At 59.7% G+C, this 14,362-nt stretch carries 12 protein-coding genes and 9 pseudogenes; 12 read left to right on the top strand and 9 right to left on the bottom strand.

Features of this window, described 5'->3' with window-relative positions; genetic code table 11:
• The 3 genes from ACTJLC_RS31140 to ACTJLC_RS31150 form a co-directional block, all read left to right on the top strand.
• Positions 1 to 684, top strand: a 684-nt coding sequence (locus tag ACTJLC_RS31140; protein WP_440846284.1) for an MBL fold metallo-hydrolase, incomplete at its 5' end; no start/stop codon positions are given.
• A gap of 40 nt (positions 685 to 724) precedes the next feature.
• Positions 725 to 1,615 (top strand): alpha/beta fold hydrolase, encoded by an 891-nt coding sequence (locus tag ACTJLC_RS31145; RefSeq protein ID WP_440846286.1) that lies wholly within the window; start codon positions 725 to 727, stop codon positions 1,613 to 1,615.
• Positions 1,616 to 1,706: 91 nt separating this feature from the next.
• On the top strand, positions 1,707 to 2,204 hold the full coding sequence (locus ACTJLC_RS31150) for a DUF3331 domain-containing protein (RefSeq protein WP_440846288.1): 498 nt from the start codon (positions 1,707 to 1,709) through the stop codon (positions 2,202 to 2,204).
• Positions 2,205 to 2,388: 184 nt separating this feature from the next.
• Here ACTJLC_RS31150 and ACTJLC_RS31155 read toward each other — a convergent pair whose 3' ends face one another.
• Positions 2,389 to 3,330, bottom strand: coding sequence for an AEC family transporter (locus ACTJLC_RS31155; protein ID WP_440846290.1), 942 nt, complete (start codon positions 3,328 to 3,330; stop codon positions 2,389 to 2,391).
• Between the two features lie 394 nt (positions 3,331 to 3,724).
• Positions 3,725 to 3,953: pseudogene (locus ACTJLC_RS31160) on the bottom strand (transposase); the annotation flags it as partial.
• A 62-nt stretch (positions 3,954 to 4,015) separates the two neighbouring features.
• Here ACTJLC_RS31160 and ACTJLC_RS31165 point away from each other — a divergent pair.
• Positions 4,016 to 4,804: pseudogene (locus ACTJLC_RS31165) on the top strand (catalase); the annotation flags it as partial.
• Between the two features lie 120 nt (positions 4,805 to 4,924).
• Here the strand turns inward: ACTJLC_RS31165 and ACTJLC_RS31170 are convergent.
• A pseudogene (locus ACTJLC_RS31170) lies at positions 4,925 to 5,077 on the bottom strand (DDE-type integrase/transposase/recombinase); the annotation flags it as partial.
• A 3-nt stretch (positions 5,078 to 5,080) separates the two neighbouring features.
• Positions 5,081 to 5,260: pseudogene (locus ACTJLC_RS31175) on the bottom strand (IS6 family transposase); the annotation flags it as partial.
• Positions 5,261 to 5,352: 92 nt separating this feature from the next.
• On the opposite strand from ACTJLC_RS31175, the pseudogene ACTJLC_RS31180 reads away from it, so the two are divergent.
• A pseudogene (locus ACTJLC_RS31180) lies at positions 5,353 to 5,527 on the top strand (IS30 family transposase); the annotation flags it as partial.
• On the opposite strand, the pseudogene ACTJLC_RS31185 reads toward ACTJLC_RS31180, so the two are convergent.
• Positions 5,526 to 5,688 (bottom strand): annotated as a pseudogene (locus tag ACTJLC_RS31185) (DNA starvation/stationary phase protection protein); the annotation flags it as partial. The pseudogenes ACTJLC_RS31180 and ACTJLC_RS31185 sit on opposite strands and share 2 nt — an antisense overlap.
• Before the next feature lie 323 nt (positions 5,689 to 6,011).
• On the opposite strand from ACTJLC_RS31185, the pseudogene ACTJLC_RS31190 reads away from it, so the two are divergent.
• From ACTJLC_RS31190 to ACTJLC_RS31200, 3 genes and pseudogenes are all read left to right on the top strand, one after another.
• Positions 6,012 to 6,467, top strand: a pseudogene (locus ACTJLC_RS31190) (isochorismatase family protein); the annotation flags it as partial.
• Positions 6,468 to 6,549: 82 nt separating this feature from the next.
• Positions 6,550 to 6,810 carry a hypothetical protein gene (locus ACTJLC_RS31195; RefSeq protein ID WP_440846292.1) on the top strand — a complete coding sequence of 87 codons (261 nt, stop codon included), beginning with the start codon at positions 6,550 to 6,552 and terminating at the stop codon, positions 6,808 to 6,810.
• 353 nt (positions 6,811 to 7,163) lie between these two features.
• Entirely contained in the window at positions 7,164 to 7,643 is a 480-nt protein-coding gene (locus ACTJLC_RS31200; RefSeq protein ID WP_440846294.1) for a MaoC family dehydratase, read from the top strand.
• A 59-nt stretch (positions 7,644 to 7,702) separates the two neighbouring features.
• Here the strand turns inward: ACTJLC_RS31200 and ACTJLC_RS31205 are convergent.
• Positions 7,703 to 7,863: pseudogene (locus tag ACTJLC_RS31205) on the bottom strand (IS110 family transposase); the annotation flags it as partial.
• 181 nt (positions 7,864 to 8,044) lie between these two features.
• Between ACTJLC_RS31205 and ACTJLC_RS31210 the strand changes: the two are divergent.
• Together ACTJLC_RS31210 and ACTJLC_RS31215 are read left to right on the top strand one after the other, a co-directional pair.
• Positions 8,045 to 8,599, top strand: coding sequence for an acyloxyacyl hydrolase (locus ACTJLC_RS31210; RefSeq protein ID WP_440846296.1), 555 nt, complete (start codon positions 8,045 to 8,047; stop codon positions 8,597 to 8,599).
• Positions 8,600 to 8,885: 286 nt separating this feature from the next.
• Positions 8,886 to 9,020 (top strand): annotated as a pseudogene (locus ACTJLC_RS31215) (ATP-binding protein); the annotation flags it as partial.
• 459 nt (positions 9,021 to 9,479) lie between these two features.
• Here the strand turns inward: ACTJLC_RS31215 and ACTJLC_RS31220 are convergent.
• Both ACTJLC_RS31220 and ACTJLC_RS31225 read right to left on the bottom strand, forming a co-directional pair.
• Positions 9,480 to 9,815, bottom strand: a complete 336-nt coding sequence (locus ACTJLC_RS31220) for a Mu transposase C-terminal domain-containing protein (RefSeq protein ID WP_440846298.1) — start codon at positions 9,813 to 9,815, stop codon at positions 9,480 to 9,482.
• Positions 9,722 to 10,747, bottom strand: a complete 1,026-nt coding sequence (locus ACTJLC_RS31225) for a hypothetical protein (RefSeq protein ID WP_440846306.1) — start codon at positions 10,745 to 10,747, stop codon at positions 9,722 to 9,724. Before ACTJLC_RS31225 ends, ACTJLC_RS31220 begins: the two co-directional genes overlap by 94 nt.
• Before the next feature lie 53 nt (positions 10,748 to 10,800).
• On the opposite strand from ACTJLC_RS31225, the gene ACTJLC_RS31230 reads away from it, so the two are divergent.
• Positions 10,801 to 11,016: a helix-turn-helix domain-containing protein gene (locus ACTJLC_RS31230; RefSeq protein ID WP_440846300.1), complete on the top strand. Its 216-nt coding sequence runs from the start codon at positions 10,801 to 10,803 to the stop codon at positions 11,014 to 11,016.
• A gap of 219 nt (positions 11,017 to 11,235) precedes the next feature.
• Here ACTJLC_RS31230 and ACTJLC_RS31235 read toward each other — a convergent pair whose 3' ends face one another.
• The gene (locus tag ACTJLC_RS31235; RefSeq protein WP_440846302.1) at positions 11,236 to 12,183 is read right to left on the bottom strand and encodes a LysR substrate-binding domain-containing protein; all 948 of its coding nucleotides are present in this window, start codon (positions 12,181 to 12,183) and stop codon (positions 11,236 to 11,238) included.
• Between the two features lie 98 nt (positions 12,184 to 12,281).
• Between ACTJLC_RS31235 and ACTJLC_RS31240 the strand changes: the two genes are divergently transcribed.
• The gene (locus ACTJLC_RS31240) at positions 12,282 to 14,291 is read left to right on the top strand and encodes an FAD-dependent oxidoreductase (RefSeq protein WP_440846304.1); all 2,010 of its coding nucleotides are present in this window, start codon (positions 12,282 to 12,284) and stop codon (positions 14,289 to 14,291) included.
• The last annotated feature ends 71 nt before the right edge of the window (positions 14,292 to 14,362 follow it).

The raw sequence follows: 14,362 nt of genomic DNA on the forward strand, positions 1-14,362 counted from the left end.
ACCGGTTCGAAGCTGATTCTGATCGATTCCGGCGCGGGCGTGCTGTACGGCGATTGCTGCGGCAAGCTGCTCGCCAACCTGCGCGCGGCGGGCTATCAACCGGGGCAGGTCGACGAAGTCTTGCTCACGCATCTGCATAAGGATCACGTCGGCGGTGTCGTGTCGAACGGTGCGATGGCGTTTCCGAATGCGCTCGTGCGGGTGAGCCAAACCGAAGCGGATTACTGGCTGAATCCGGCCAACAAGTCGAAGGCGCCGGCTTTTCTCAGCACGTTCTTCGACGCCGCCATCGCCTCCGTCGCGCCTTATGCGGCAGCCGGACGCTTCAAGCCGTTCAGCGGCGACGTGGAACTCGACGCGGGCATCCGCGCGATCGCGTTGCCGGGACATACGCCGGGCCACACCGGCTATCTCGTGCAAAGCGATTCGAAGGATCTGCTGGTGTGGGGCGACATCATCCACGTCGCGTCGATCCAGTTGCAGAACCCGGTCGCTTCCGTCGAATACGACACCGACGCGGCCGACGCGCGGCGCTCGCGCCGCGCGGTGCTCGAACTCGCCGCGAAGCAGCGCTATCTGATCGGCGCGGCGCATATCGCGTTCCCCGGCCTTGGACACGTCAGGAAAAACGGGCGCACGTATGACTGGGTGCCGGTCAACTACGAGGCGGCGCCCGGTCAGTAGCACCGGCGCCTCGCGCGCTCATTACTTCGAGGAACACGAGATGAATACGGAAATGGAAAGCGAAGCGATCGACATCACGCATCACACGCGCCGTGCGAACGGCATCCGGCAGCACTACCTCGATGCCGGTAGCGGTCCGGTGGTCGTGCTGCTGCATGGCTTTCCCGAAACGAGCTTTGCGTGGCGCCATCAGATTCCGGTGCTGGCTCGTCACTATCGCGTCATCGCGCCGGATCTGCGCGGTTATGGCGAGACCGACAAGCCCGGTTCGGGCTACGACAAGCGCAACATGGCGCTCGATATCGTCCGTCTGCTCGACGAACTCGGTATCGGCAAGGTCGCGCTCGTCGGGCACGACCGCGGCGCGCGCGTGGCGACGCGTCTCACCAAGGATCACCCCGAGCGGGTCGACCGGCTCGTCGTGATGGACAACGTGCCGACGCGGGTGGTCGCGCAAAACATGAATCCGCAGACCGCGCGCGCCTACTGGTTCTTCCTGTTCCATCTGGTGGCGGACCTGCCGGAAACGCTGATCGCGGGCAAGGAAGCCGAGTGGCTGCATCACTTCTTCGCGGACTGGTGCTACAACCCGCACACCATCGAAGGCGCGGACTTCGAGACTTATGTGAAGGCGTACAAGCGGCCGGGCGCGGTGCGCGGCGCGATGGCCGATTACCGCGCGAACGCGGAAGACGTCGCGCAGGATCTGGTCGATGCCGACACGAAAATCGCCTGTCCGACCATGGCGCTATGGGGCGAGGACTTCTACGCGGTGGGCGGCATGTTCGACATGAAGGCGGTGTGGGAAAGCATGGCGACCGATCTGCGCGCCGAGCCGATCGCGCGTTGCGGACACTTGCCGCAAGAGGAACAGCCGGAGCGGGTCAATGAACTGCTGGTGGATTTCTTGCGCGGCTGGACTGGGAGTTGATTGTCCGCCAGACGGTCGAAGGCCACGGCTGCATGATGGGTGACATTTTCGGCCGCGGTGCATGATCCGCGGCGGGTTGATCGGGAAAAGCATGATGCACAGCCAAACCCAACTGGAGCAACGCGCTGAAGCTGTTTGGGAAGACGCGCGAGTCAGGCATGAAAGGTCTCGCGCTCCGCGCGAGAAAGTGGCCGAGGTGATCAACGGCAGCCGTGCTCCCGTGTGGGATCATGTGATCGATGCGCTTTTGGCCGGCTTTCACCATGAAGGTGCGGGTGAAGCGTACCTTACGCGACCGGCGCCCGGCATCGCTGCGTATGCGCCGTCGCCGCACATACAGGTCGAAGTGATCGAACGTTTGTCCGTCACGTCGATCGCGATTCTCTGGCAGGATGCAACACGCTGCCGCTACGCCGACCAGGTGTGGATCAGTTGCCGCGCCCGGAAAAAAGGGCGCTGTGCGCTGAGCGGGGCGGTGATCCACCGCGATGATTTCGTCTATAAGCCGAGGGTGCGCAACGCGGTTCCAGCGAACGCCAACGCGATGATTCTGGTTTCTGTGATCGCACGAATTTCCTCCGTGGAATGAAGGGCTGTTCGCGCTAGATCTTCAGCGGTTTTTCCGCATTGCCGCCGAGAATCAGATATTTTTTGGTCTGGCGGCAGTGCAAGACGGTCCAGAAAAGGCACGGACTGCTTATAACCCATAAGTGATGGCGCGCAGCGACCTGTCGGAACAAGGGACTCTGGCCGCAAAACATTGGCAACGCGAGTCAAAGATAGCCGAGCAGGAAGATCGTCGCGGTCAGCGTGACAATCGACAAGACGCTCGAGACGACCAGCGTCGTGCCCGCTGGGGTGTCCTGTACGCCGTACGACAAGCCGAACAGAATGCCGAACGAACCGCATGGAATCGCGGAAAGCAAAATGGCTTGACCGGAAATCGGCTTCGGCAGCGCGAACACCACGACCAGAAAAAACGCGATCAGCGGTTGAATCACATTGCTGAGCGCCACGCCGACCCATACCTCTTTATCTAGCCGGAAGGGTTGTGACGCCAGTATCAACCCGGTCGAAAACAACGCCAGGCCCGCTGTCGTGCTTCCAATAATATTGAGCGACTGCACCATGAGTCCCGGCAACTGCCAACCCGTCAGTGAAACCAGCACGCCGAGAAGTGGTGCGATCACGATCGGCTTCACGAATGTCGTGATCAACGCCTTTGCCAGCAGATTGGAGTGTGGGCTGTCGTTATCGCGAGTCTTTGCACGTTCTAGCAGGACCAACCCGGCCGGCGACATCACAACCGAGGCGGTCGTGATCGCAAGCGCGACGGTCAAGTCGCTCGCTTCACCGTAGACGCTATGCAAAAGTGGAAGACCGACCGCGGCAAAGTTCGGCATACCAATGGTGACCGCCCGGACGGCCGCATTCGACGGTGCTGCCTTGAAAAGAAAACGCGACAATGCAAGCGACACGAAGTACGGCACCAGCATCACTGCCACCAGCAGGAGGATCAGCATGAGGTGGCTGTCGAGGCTCGAGCGCTGCATCTTCGCTGTGTACAGGAACAGCGCGAACGCCAGCGCATAGTCGACCAGCATGGTGTTGATCGAAGATAACGGCATGGCGCCCCGAGCGAGCTTGCCAGCCAGATAGCCCGTCGCCATCGAAAAGAAGAACGGCACTAGTGCGTAAGCGATTTCGTGAATCATCTGTCGTTGCTCGCGTGATGGCGTCCCCGTCGGGCGCCGTTGAATGTCGCAATCGGCGGATGCCACTTCTCTATCACGACGACGAAGTCTATTGATCAGTGCGCGTTAAGTCTTTAGAAAAACATGAAACGTTCTTAACGGTGCAGGACGTTCGAGATCGATTCGAGCGCATGCTTAGTGACCTTGCCCCCGTTTGACGAATCCCATAGCTGGGGGAATTATGCGGCTTCGCCTTGCTGAGCCGCGTACCAGTTCTTCTCGAATATCATGCCGATGACGTAGTCGAGTGTAACCGGCGTGCATTGTAAAAGCCCAGCCAGTCAATCACCTCATCTGCGCAAGCAGTGCGTCGGCGCTCACGCGGCTTCGGTGCGGCTTGTCCTGCGCGGTGCGTCAGGCGAGCCACTTCTGCACACAGCCGCGCAAGCTCCATCTGCTCCGCGCTCACAGGCTTCATGCCTGCTCCTGCCAGCTCGCCTTCCCGGTCAGCCTTCACCCAGTTGTATAGCGTCTGCTCAACTATGCCCAGTGTCGCCGCCACCGCGGCCATGCTTTGCCCTGGCCCGGACCGCTTCGGGCTTGAACTCGAGCGTGTACTGCGCTCGCTTTGCCTTGCTTGTCATCGTTCTTCTCCTCGCTTGAGTTTACCTGCTCAGCAAGGGATTCGTCTTTCGGTGGCAAGCTCATTCCGCAGAATTACCGTCAGATGCACGGTTTCGACTCGCACACGTATTCGTTCATCAACGCGAACAACGAGCGTTTCTGAGTGAAGTTCCACTTCAAGGCGCTGCAGGGCGTTGAAAATTTCACCGATGCCGAAGCGGCGCAAGTGTTCGCGCAGGCCCGTGAAAGCGCGCAGCGCGATCTGGTCACGAACATCGACGCGGGCAACGTCCGAGATGGCGTTTCGCCATTCAGGTGATGCCGGAAGCGGAAGCCGCGGCGTATCGCTTCAATCCGTTCGATATCACGAAGGTGTGGTCGCAAAAGGACTATCCGTTGATCGACGTCGGCACGATCGAGTTGAACTGCAATGCGGCCAACTATTTCGCGGACGTGGAGCAGGCGGCGTTCACGCCGGCCAACGTGGTGCCGGGCATCGGCTTCTCGCCGGACCGTCTGTTGCAAGGCCGTTTGTTCTCGTACGGCGACACGCAGCGCTATCGCCTCGGCATCAATCATCACCAGATTCCGGTGAATGCGTCGCGCGTGCCGGACCCGCATTCGTTCCATCGCGACGGCGCGATGCGCACCGACGGCAACCTCGGCGGTAACGTGAACTACGAGCCGAACCGTTTCGGCGACTTCGCGCAGGACGCGAATGCGTCCGAGCCGCCGCTCGCGGCGGGCGCGGTGGATCGCTATGATCATCGCCAGGACGAGGGCCATTTCACGCATCCGGTGATGTTGTTCGCGCTCTTCGACGCGGCGCAGCGTCAGCGTCTGTTCGGGCAATATCGCGCGCCATATCAACGATGGGTTGTGTCGCAGTAGTGCGGGAGGGACGGGCAAATGCAATATCCAAAGGATGCCTTGTGAAGCGAGCGAATAGTACTGCTGGGCGGCGGACAGCGGGGATTTTACACAAGCACGTCATCTGCCCTTTCTTGATCATGTGCATAGTCTCAATGCCGCCGAGAATAATGCGCGCGCAGTCAAAGTCCTTGGACCCCTGCATTGGCCGAGTGATGCGTTTGATGGCCCGATGGTTATGTTCGACCACGTTGTTCAAATACTTGACTTTACGTTACGAATGATCCACGCCAATGGCGCGCTCAGCCATCATCTCCTCAAGATTCCGAAGACTCAGAGAATAGGCAAAATACCACCGTACGCACAACAAGATCACGTCCAGCGGATAGTGCAACCGCTGCAGGACCTGGGCAACGCCAGCAGCAAGGGCCGTTCGTGGTGTTGCGGTCTTCTTCATCGTGGGCCCAATCAAAGTTTTGGCAACTCGAACCTTACTGCAGCATAGCTAGCGCGACAAACCCGAAATCCGCTATACGGGCGAACACGGCGATTGCCGGCTGGCTCAAGCGCACGTATCCCGGCAACGAGGATTGCCACGTGTCACACGAGACCATCTATCGCAGTCTCTTCATGCAAGATCGGGGTGCCCTGAAGAAGGAGTTGCTGGAGCATTTGCGGCGCACCCGGGCCATGCACCGTTCGCGCCATTGCACGCAGGAAACGGCTTCGTCGATCCAGTTTTCGAGCAGGCTCGCTGTGGCAACGTCGCCGTATTCGTCGCATAGCGAATGCGTGTCGCGCATGTGGCCTGTAAAGCGCCAGATTGTCCCCGCGCAACTCGGCGAGCGTGTCGCTGGGCGTCACGAATTCCGCATCGTCATCCCGAATGAGCTGCTGCCTTAAGTGATGATTTCATGGCGATCCCTTATGATGGGTCGACGGGTACGACGTGAGTATTCTGAATACGGCAGATTGAAGTGTAGGAACGCCCGCACTTAAAGTTTTGCTGAAGTTATGAAATGTTCTGAGGCGGAACTCACCACGCGCCGTCCCACGGATTTGGGGCTGCTATCTTTTAAGAATATTTAAGCGTTTCGACAAGGACTCGAAGAAAAGTCGTCGATAGACTCGGTCTCAGTTTCTCTCGCACTTCAAGCGAGTACGGGATGTCTTCCCATGTTCACCAAACTCTTAGGAACTACACAGGCATGTCAAACCCCAAATTCGAAGTTCTGACGCCTGCAAAATCGCAGACCATCTTCATCGACCATTAGCCGCAAATGGCGTTTTGGCGTTCAGTCCATCGACTGTCAGGTACTGAAGAACAACGTGGTCGAACTCGCGAGGGCCGCGCACGTATTCAACATCCCCACCACCATCACGACGGTGGAATCGGAAAGTTTCTCGGGCTACACCTACCCCGAACTGCTGGACGTATTCCCGGGATACAAGGTGCTCGAACGCACGTCCATGAATTCGTGGGACGACCAGAAGGTGCGTGACTCGCTCGCCGTGAACGGTCGGAAGAAAGTCGTGGTGGCAGGCTTGTGGACGAGGTGTGCAATAACACGTTTTCGTTGTGCGCGATGGACGAAGGCGACTACGAAATCTACATGGTCGCCGACGCATCGGGCGGCACGTCGAAGGAAGCGCATGAATATTCAACGCGTCTGGGGCGCGCTCGGCTGTAGCTGCTTCGCGTTCTGACCACCCGGGGTCCGTACCAGAAAGCGAGCGAGGACCACGATGCCGACCCTGACCGATGGTGTGCCGTTCGGGCCAGGCATCCTGGTCCTCGATTTTCTCGCCTGCGTTTCATGGACCGCAAGGACGACCCAGGCGCGGATTGCATTTCTTGCGCTCATGTTCGGGTTGTCGACTGCCGTGCTGTGCCGTTCGGGGACGAATCCGCTACGCGCGGCGCCGTGGCCGGACGAGCCACTGCGCCATCTGCTCGCGCAGGTGTTGGAGGTAATGCTGGTGACAGCAGGCTGTGAATCGACGTAGCAGACGATCTGGTACTCGATTGCACCGTTGGTGGCGCGACGCACGCTCACGAGCGGCTTGCCAAGGGTTTTCAAACGGACAAGATTAATAAGACTGTCTTTTTGGGTGGGATGGTTTGGTCGCGTTCATGAGTGTTGGCATTTCTGACGTAGGGAATCGCTGCTTTTTTCGGCATTTTGTGAAAGGTAGTTAAAGATTGTCGTTCTGATTTTTCGGTCCATTCATCGGGTCAATTTGGAGCACGAGGATGAATAAGCGTGTGTTAATTCTTGGTTACCCGAGTTCCACCGTGCTGTAGTTCGACCCACAAAGCGGTGGGAATTAGCACGGTGACCCAAGTTAGGAGAGGTAGTATGTCGACACTGTTTGATCCGACGGATTTTCGCATCGTTCCGGCCCGTACTTTTGAGGAACTTAAGATCGGCGAGATCTTCCGCGCACCGAGTCGCACGCTGACGGATGCACATGCCAGCGCGTTCCAGACCGTTTCCTGTGACAACCATCCGATCCACTATGACGTGCAATACGCTAAGCGTTACGGCCACCGAGCACCGGTCGTGCACGGGCTGCAGGTTCTCGCCTTCACCGCCCCAGGTGCGACCCTTCTACCGCATACGTTTGGCGACGTATTCGTTGCGTTCCTTGAGTTATCCTGCGAGTTTTTAGTCGAAGTCCATGCCGGTGATACACTTTTTCCAGCATTGGAAATTGTCGAACTGAAGCCGCTGGGTGACAAAGGTACCGTCGGTACGAAGGTTACGGTGCACAACCAGCGAGGAGATTTGGTCCTTTCTGGTAGGCACAAATACTTGTTGCGTACTTCGAACAGGTAACGCAGGCGTCATCCCGTTTTCGTCGTCCGATAGAACCAATGGCATGTGTCGGACGAGGTAAGCCGCTGCCGTACACGATATAGAACCTGTCGGTAGAGTTGCGTACTTCGGTCTTTGGCTGGACAAAGCGCATGACGAGACGCGAAATTGCTTCGGCGATGGCCTCAGTGTCGACAAGGTCGGTCCTGTTCGACTTGACGAACGGTTTGACGAACTGTGCGGGAACGATCCGAATCCGGGCGGTGTTCGATCAGCGCAAGAGACGATATGGTTATCGGGTTCTGTACTGCTGTGGAAACTTCCGGATGTGAATCGTCACGTTGAAGCCTTGCCGGGAACAATCGAGTTTGCATCGGTGATCGTCAATTCGACACGGTTTGCAGGATAGAGAAAAATCTGACATGAGCGTATTGCGGAAACGACTGTTATGGTGTGCGTTTATCGGTGCAACCGCGGCAGCTTCGCGGACTGCGGAGGCAGACCAGTTCGGCTTGCAACTGGCGGGGGGTGTAGCAGATCACGATGTGCGTAAAGTAGATATCGGTCTGGTATGGGATCCGGGGCTGAGATGGTGGGAGATTGGTGGCTATCACTTCACATTTCTGGGGGAAGGGCACGTCGCCTGTTGGGATATTCGCGAGAAGCCAGCCTCTCACTCGAACATCTGGGAATTCGGAGTGAGTCCTGTATTGCGATTCGTCAAAAGTTCTGGCTGGATCCGACCTTACATCGAAGCGGGCGTCGGCGTCCGCTTACTTTCACACGTCGACGAGACACCGGACCGTGATTTTTCGTCGTCGTTCCAGTTCGCGGACATGGTAGGTATCGGCGCGCAGTTTGGCCGGAATCAAAACTACCAGGCCGGTTTTCGATTTCAACACCTGTCCAACGCAGGTCTGAAACATCCGAACCCTGGCATAAACTTCAGCCAGCTTTACCTCCAATATAATTTTTGAAGTCGACCTACGTTCCACTCATTCGAGCCTGGTTACTCCCAGCCGGTGCGCTGGAACGTTCCAGGTATTCGCCTCCGGGGCGCGACCAAGGGCTATTGGGCGGCGACAATTGGAATGAGCGCTCCCACCTAGTGAATGAAAGGGACTTCCGCGTCCCGAGGCTGCGGCGGAAGCCGCGAGTCGGCATCGACGTGCCATGATGAAGTTTCGAACGTTCATCAACACCAGTGAGAGGGGAAGTCCATGCCTATTGTCACTATCGGAATCGATCTTGCCAAGACGGTTCGGCGACGAGACCATCGCCGACGCAATGCTCGACCGTCTAATGCAGCGTCATCACCGGATCACGCTCACCGGTGAATCCCTCAGAAAGGCATCCCCAAAACCCAGCGTCCTGGAGCCTGAACTCGACCAGGACTAACAAGAAAATCTACAATCAACACCGCGCAACGCCCAACCCCGCCGAATCGGTCACGTTCCCGAAATCGGCGGTCACGTTCGCCGAAATACGCAGTTGGGACAAAACGAAGCAGTTAAACTTTACAGGGTGACGTCGAAGGTTGCGTTGGCAACGAGTGTGATGACAAGACAGGTCGGACCGGAACTCGCTAAACCTGAAAGATGTTTCGAGCTTCGAGCTCACGCGACAAATGAGGGGCGAGTTAGCGGATTTCATCGGGGCCCGCAGCGAATCAGGCTGCAAGAAGGCCGTATATAAAGCTGCAGCCTATCCTGTCAAATCAACGCACGCGAAAACTGGCGCATAAGGGGGCGTTCATATAAACATCTTGGCCAGTCGGCCGAGGTGATTGCCGGCGGTTAGTTGACCATGGTTGTCGCTGCTCCGTCGTGGTTGTCGTTGTGTGATTGACGCCGGCGTTCATTCTGTTTGTCGCTGGCTTTGCGGCGCCGGTACCCGTGAGAGATCCTCGGGATGATAGCGAACGGTGACCGAGCGCCGGTCTTCGCGCCACGCCGAGAAGATCGGATGCCAGTAGCGGACGTAAAACAACGTTAGCCCCTCCGTCTGAATAGTTCGGCGCGCCACCGGAAGGAAATGCAGCAAAAATCGCAAAGCGGCGTCGGGGTTAGGGGGTAGCGTTCGCACGGGTGCAGCGACATTCAAACTCGCCCAGATGCTCGCCGGCGTCGCCCCAACCAACCCTCGATGTGCGCTGTGGTGATAGTGCTGGTCAAAATTTCGAGTGCCAGCCATTGCTTGAATTCGTGCAGGGTCAAGACTGCCTGCTTCTCGGGGGGATGCGCTTTGCGCCCTTTTGGTGAGGATCCCGTGCTGCCTGGCAGACCGCGCACACGCTCCATCAACGTGCGGTTTAGCCGCTCAATATGGCCACCAAAGTGCGGCCGTCCAACAGGACGGTACATTAACTCGATGCCATACTCCGAGCATCCAGTGCGCAACGCGCGGCTCTTGAACTCGGCGGCATTGTTTAGGTGCAAGATTCTCGGCACGCCATGCATCGGCCAATCGGCTTGAACACTAAGTTTGTTCAGCCATTCTGCCTTCGGTAGCGCAACCCGTGTCAGCAGCAGCGCGACGGTAGCAGCGCCCGGGCGATCCATGCCGACGTAGAAGCCCACTACGCAACGCGTCGCGACGTCGACGGCTAATGAAAGCCACGGTCGGCCAAGCGGGCGGCGCAGAAGTCCATCGACCACCAGGTTGTCGGTCTGGGTATGGTCAACCTGCACGACGTCCAGCGGGTTTCGTACGAGAAAGTTACCCGGTGGCACGGCGGATTCCGGGGCGTTCGCGCGATCGAGGGCCTGCGCTTCCCGATGATCGGCCCACCATCGGGCGACAGTAGTGCGGCTCGGCGGAAGCACATCGGCCAGCACGCACCTTCGGCGCACTTCGAGTACTAGATCGCTCAATGGATGGGCTAGCTGACGCTGTTTTGGTGGCCACGCCGTGAAGACCTCGTCGACGACGGCCTTGGCGGGACTGCCAAGGCGGCGTTTGCTAGTCTTCGGACCACGCGCACGTGACTTCACCGCACTGGCGACCGGATCGGCGAGAAACCGACGCCGAAGACGGTAGACCGTTGTCCAGTGCACGTTGAGCAGCTTACCCGCCTGCTTCGCCTGTTTCTGAGTGAGAGGTGCGGTGCCCAGTGGCCGAAGCACACAGGCGATCACTGATTCCCGATCAAATCGTCGCTTGCCACCGGCATCATTCGGTGAGCAACCAGTTCTCGCATTGGCTTCTGAAGGCGATGGATGCGACCGGATCGGAAAAGCTCGTGATCACGCAACAGCGGATCCCGGATCTTCTCGGCGTGCGCCGCAGGGGGGTGACTGACGCGGCGAGGCGCTTGCAGTCGGCTGGACTCGTGTATCAGACGCGAGGTTCCATCCGTATCGTCAATCGGTGCGGCCTCGAAGGTCATGCGTGAGTTTGCGCGACTGCTACCGGCAATGTTGACAGACGAAGTTGCTTGAGACCGTCAGTCATCGGTTGGCTCTTTTCAAGCAGTATCTGCACGACCTTTTTGTAGAACTGCGCACTTCTCTTCGATCATGGTTTCACTGGCTGTTGATTTCAGCCAACTTGAATCGCTGATTGCGGCGCCCTATCCCGCCTCGTCGCACACCCTATCCCCGAAGCGCAAGTTTCAACCTGGCGCGCCACGCCGCACTCTCTCTACCGAAGCAAGCACGTAATCAACCTTTTTCAACTCCGCGCGCATCTCGTCGATGAGCCATTGCGCGACGTGCCGGACCGAAGCCGACGGCTCATGCGTGCGGCATTCGAGCACGTAGTTATAACCCGTCTCCACCACTCGTTTCGACGCGGGGACCACCGTGCCCATATTGAGCGGCGCCGCTATCGCAAGCAGCCAGCCGAGCAGCACGCCATGCCCGAGCATCGCGGCCTGTAACGCCAGGCCCGGATCGGAATAGCTCACATGCTTCGCCGAAGCGCGATTCGCCAATTGCGCGAGCTCGAAATAGTCAGGCCACGCGTGCGTGGTCGGTTCGAGGTGAATCAGTGTGTGACCCCCCGCCTGACGCGGCGCGTCGAGCGGACCGTATTGCGTGAGATAACCGGGGCTGCACACGGCGATGATCACCTCCGGGCAGAAACAGAACGCGTCGTGCTCGGAGCCGGGCTTATGCAACCGAATGCCCAGATCCGCGCCTTCCAGCGGGCCGTACAGGCGGCTTGTCATCACTTGCAAACGCAGATTCACCTCAGGAAACGCATCGTGAAAGCGCTCGTGGCGTGGCAGCAGCCATTGCGACGCGAAGCCGCTCGAGATGGAGAGCGTCACCGTCTCGCCCTGTTCCTGGTGGCTCTTGAGTTCTTCGATTGTGTCGCTGACCTCGCCGAAGCCCGAAGCCACCGCGACTTGAAGCTTTGCGCCTTCGTCGGTCAGCACAAGCCCGATCTTCGTTCGCTCGAAAAGCTTGAAGCCAAGCGCGTCTTCGAGACGTGCGACCATACGGCTCACCGCGACCGGCGTGACGTTCAATTCAGCGGCCGCGCGCGTGAGACTGAGATGTCGGGCGGCGGCCTCGAAAACGAGGAGTGCCTGAAGCGAAGGAAGTCGAAGACCCATCTGCTAACACCATGTTATCGGCGGTGACGAACATGTAAATTGACGCGCTTTAACGTCAATCCTACCTTGTCGGCAGACCCATCCAGAGAGTCCCCGACATGACAGAGCGTAACGCGGAAGACGCGCGGCCAGCCGCTTCATCCGATCCCCTGCTGAAACCCCTGACGCTCAATCATCTTGTGCTGAAGAACCGCGTGATGAGCACGAGCCACGCGAGCCGCCTCATCCAGAGCGAATTCCCGCAGGAAGTCTACCAGCGCTATCACGAGGAAAAGGCCCGAGGTGGCATCGGGCTCACGATGTTCGGCGGTTCATCGAACGTGAGCATCGATAGCCCCAACACCTTCCAGCAGATCAACATGGGAGTCGACGAAGTCGTGCCGCACCTGCAGCGCTTCTCCGCACGCGTGCACGCCCACGGCGCCGCGCTCATGTGTCAGATCACCCACCTCGGCCGCCGCGGCGACCCTTACACCGAACCGTGGCTGCCGATGCTCGCGCCGTCGGCCCGTCGCGAAACGCTGCATCGCGCTATTCCGCAGGCGGTGAGTGAGAGCGACATCAGGCGCATCGTGAGCGATTTCGGACGCGCCGCGCGCCGCTGTCTCGAGGGCGGTCTTGACGGGCTGGAAACGCACGCAGGCGGCCATTTGATCGGCCAGTTTCTCAACCCGACCGTCAACCTGCGGACGGACCGCTACGGCGGCTCGACTGCAAACCGGTGCCGCTTTGCGATCGAAGTGCACGAGGCGATCCGCAAGGAAGTGGGCAACGCGTTTCCCGTCGGCCTGCGCTTCGCGCTCGAGGACGGCTGCAGCTTCGAGGAAAGCCTGGAGATGGCGCGCATTTTGCAAGGAAGCGACCTTCTCGACTTCTTCAATGTCGTCTACGGCCGGATGGACACGAAGATGTCGCTGATCGTCAACAGCATGCCGGGTATGTTCATGCCTTCGGCGCCGTGGCTCTCCAAGGCCACAGCGTTTCGGCGCGCGGTACAGCTTCCGGTATTTCACGCCGCCAAGATCGCCGATCTCGCGACTGCGCGCTATGCGATCGGCGAGGGCCTCATCGACATGGTCGGCATGACGCGCGCTCACATCGCTGAGCCGCATCTCGTGCGGCTGATCGAGACAGGCCGCGAGGACGCCGCGCGCCCCTGCGTGGGCGGCTCGCACTGCCGTAACACGAAGGCGACCTGCATCCACAATCCGGCGACCGCGCGCGAGACATTCCTGCCGCACACCATCGCGCCGGCCGTCGATCCGCGCCGGGTGCTGGTCGTCGGCGCGGGGCCGGCGGGCCTGGAAGCGGCACGCGTCGCTGCAAGTCGCGGCCACCGCGTCACCCTGCTGGAAGCGGCGGACTGTGCGGGCGGGCAAGTGTTGCTCGCGTCGGGAAGCTGGCGCAGGAACCTGATCGGCATCATCGACTGGCGGCTTGCCGAACTGGAACGCCTGGGCGTCGAGGTACGATACAACCACTACGCCGAACTCGGCGACCTGCTCGAACGGCGCCCCGACGTGGTGATCATGGCGACGGGCGGCGTCCCTGACCTCGATGCGCTGCCGGGCGGCGAGTGGTGCCGGTCGGTGGTCGATGCGTTGTCGGACACGCCGCCTAAAAATGGGCGCGTGCTGATTTACGACGGCACAGGCCGCCACAATGCCTACCTGTGCGCAGAGCGCTTTGTCTCGGCGGGCCTAGACGTGCGCCTCGCCATACTCGACGCCTTACCCGCGCAGGAAGCAGGCGGCAAGGGCGACGACGCCGTGTGGATGCGCAATCTCGAAAAATGGAAGGTGCCGGTTCGGGCGCATCTCGAGCTCGTCGAAGTCCGGCGCGGCGACGCTGGCGCGTTGCGCGCAATCCTCCGGCATCAACTGACCGATGAACTCGTCGAGATGGAAGCGGAACAGATCGTGGTCGAACGCGGGACGATCGCCGTGGCGGATCTTTTCGAGGCAAGCCGTGCGCACTCGCTGAACGACGGTCAGCTCGATCTCGCCGCGTTCGCACGCGGTGCGGCGCAGCCGGTCTTGCAGGACGCGAACGGCGATGCCCGGTTCCACCTCTACCGGATCGGCGACGCCGCGGCGTCCGCGTCGTGATCGGCGCGGCGATCGCGGGCGCACTCCTTGCGCTCGCCATGACGCGTTTCATGCCGCTTCCCGGCGTCGTC

It is taken from the genome of Paraburkholderia sp. 22099, assembly GCF_052045835.1.
GTDB classification, from domain to species: Bacteria; Pseudomonadota; Gammaproteobacteria; order Burkholderiales; family Burkholderiaceae; genus Paraburkholderia; species Paraburkholderia terricola.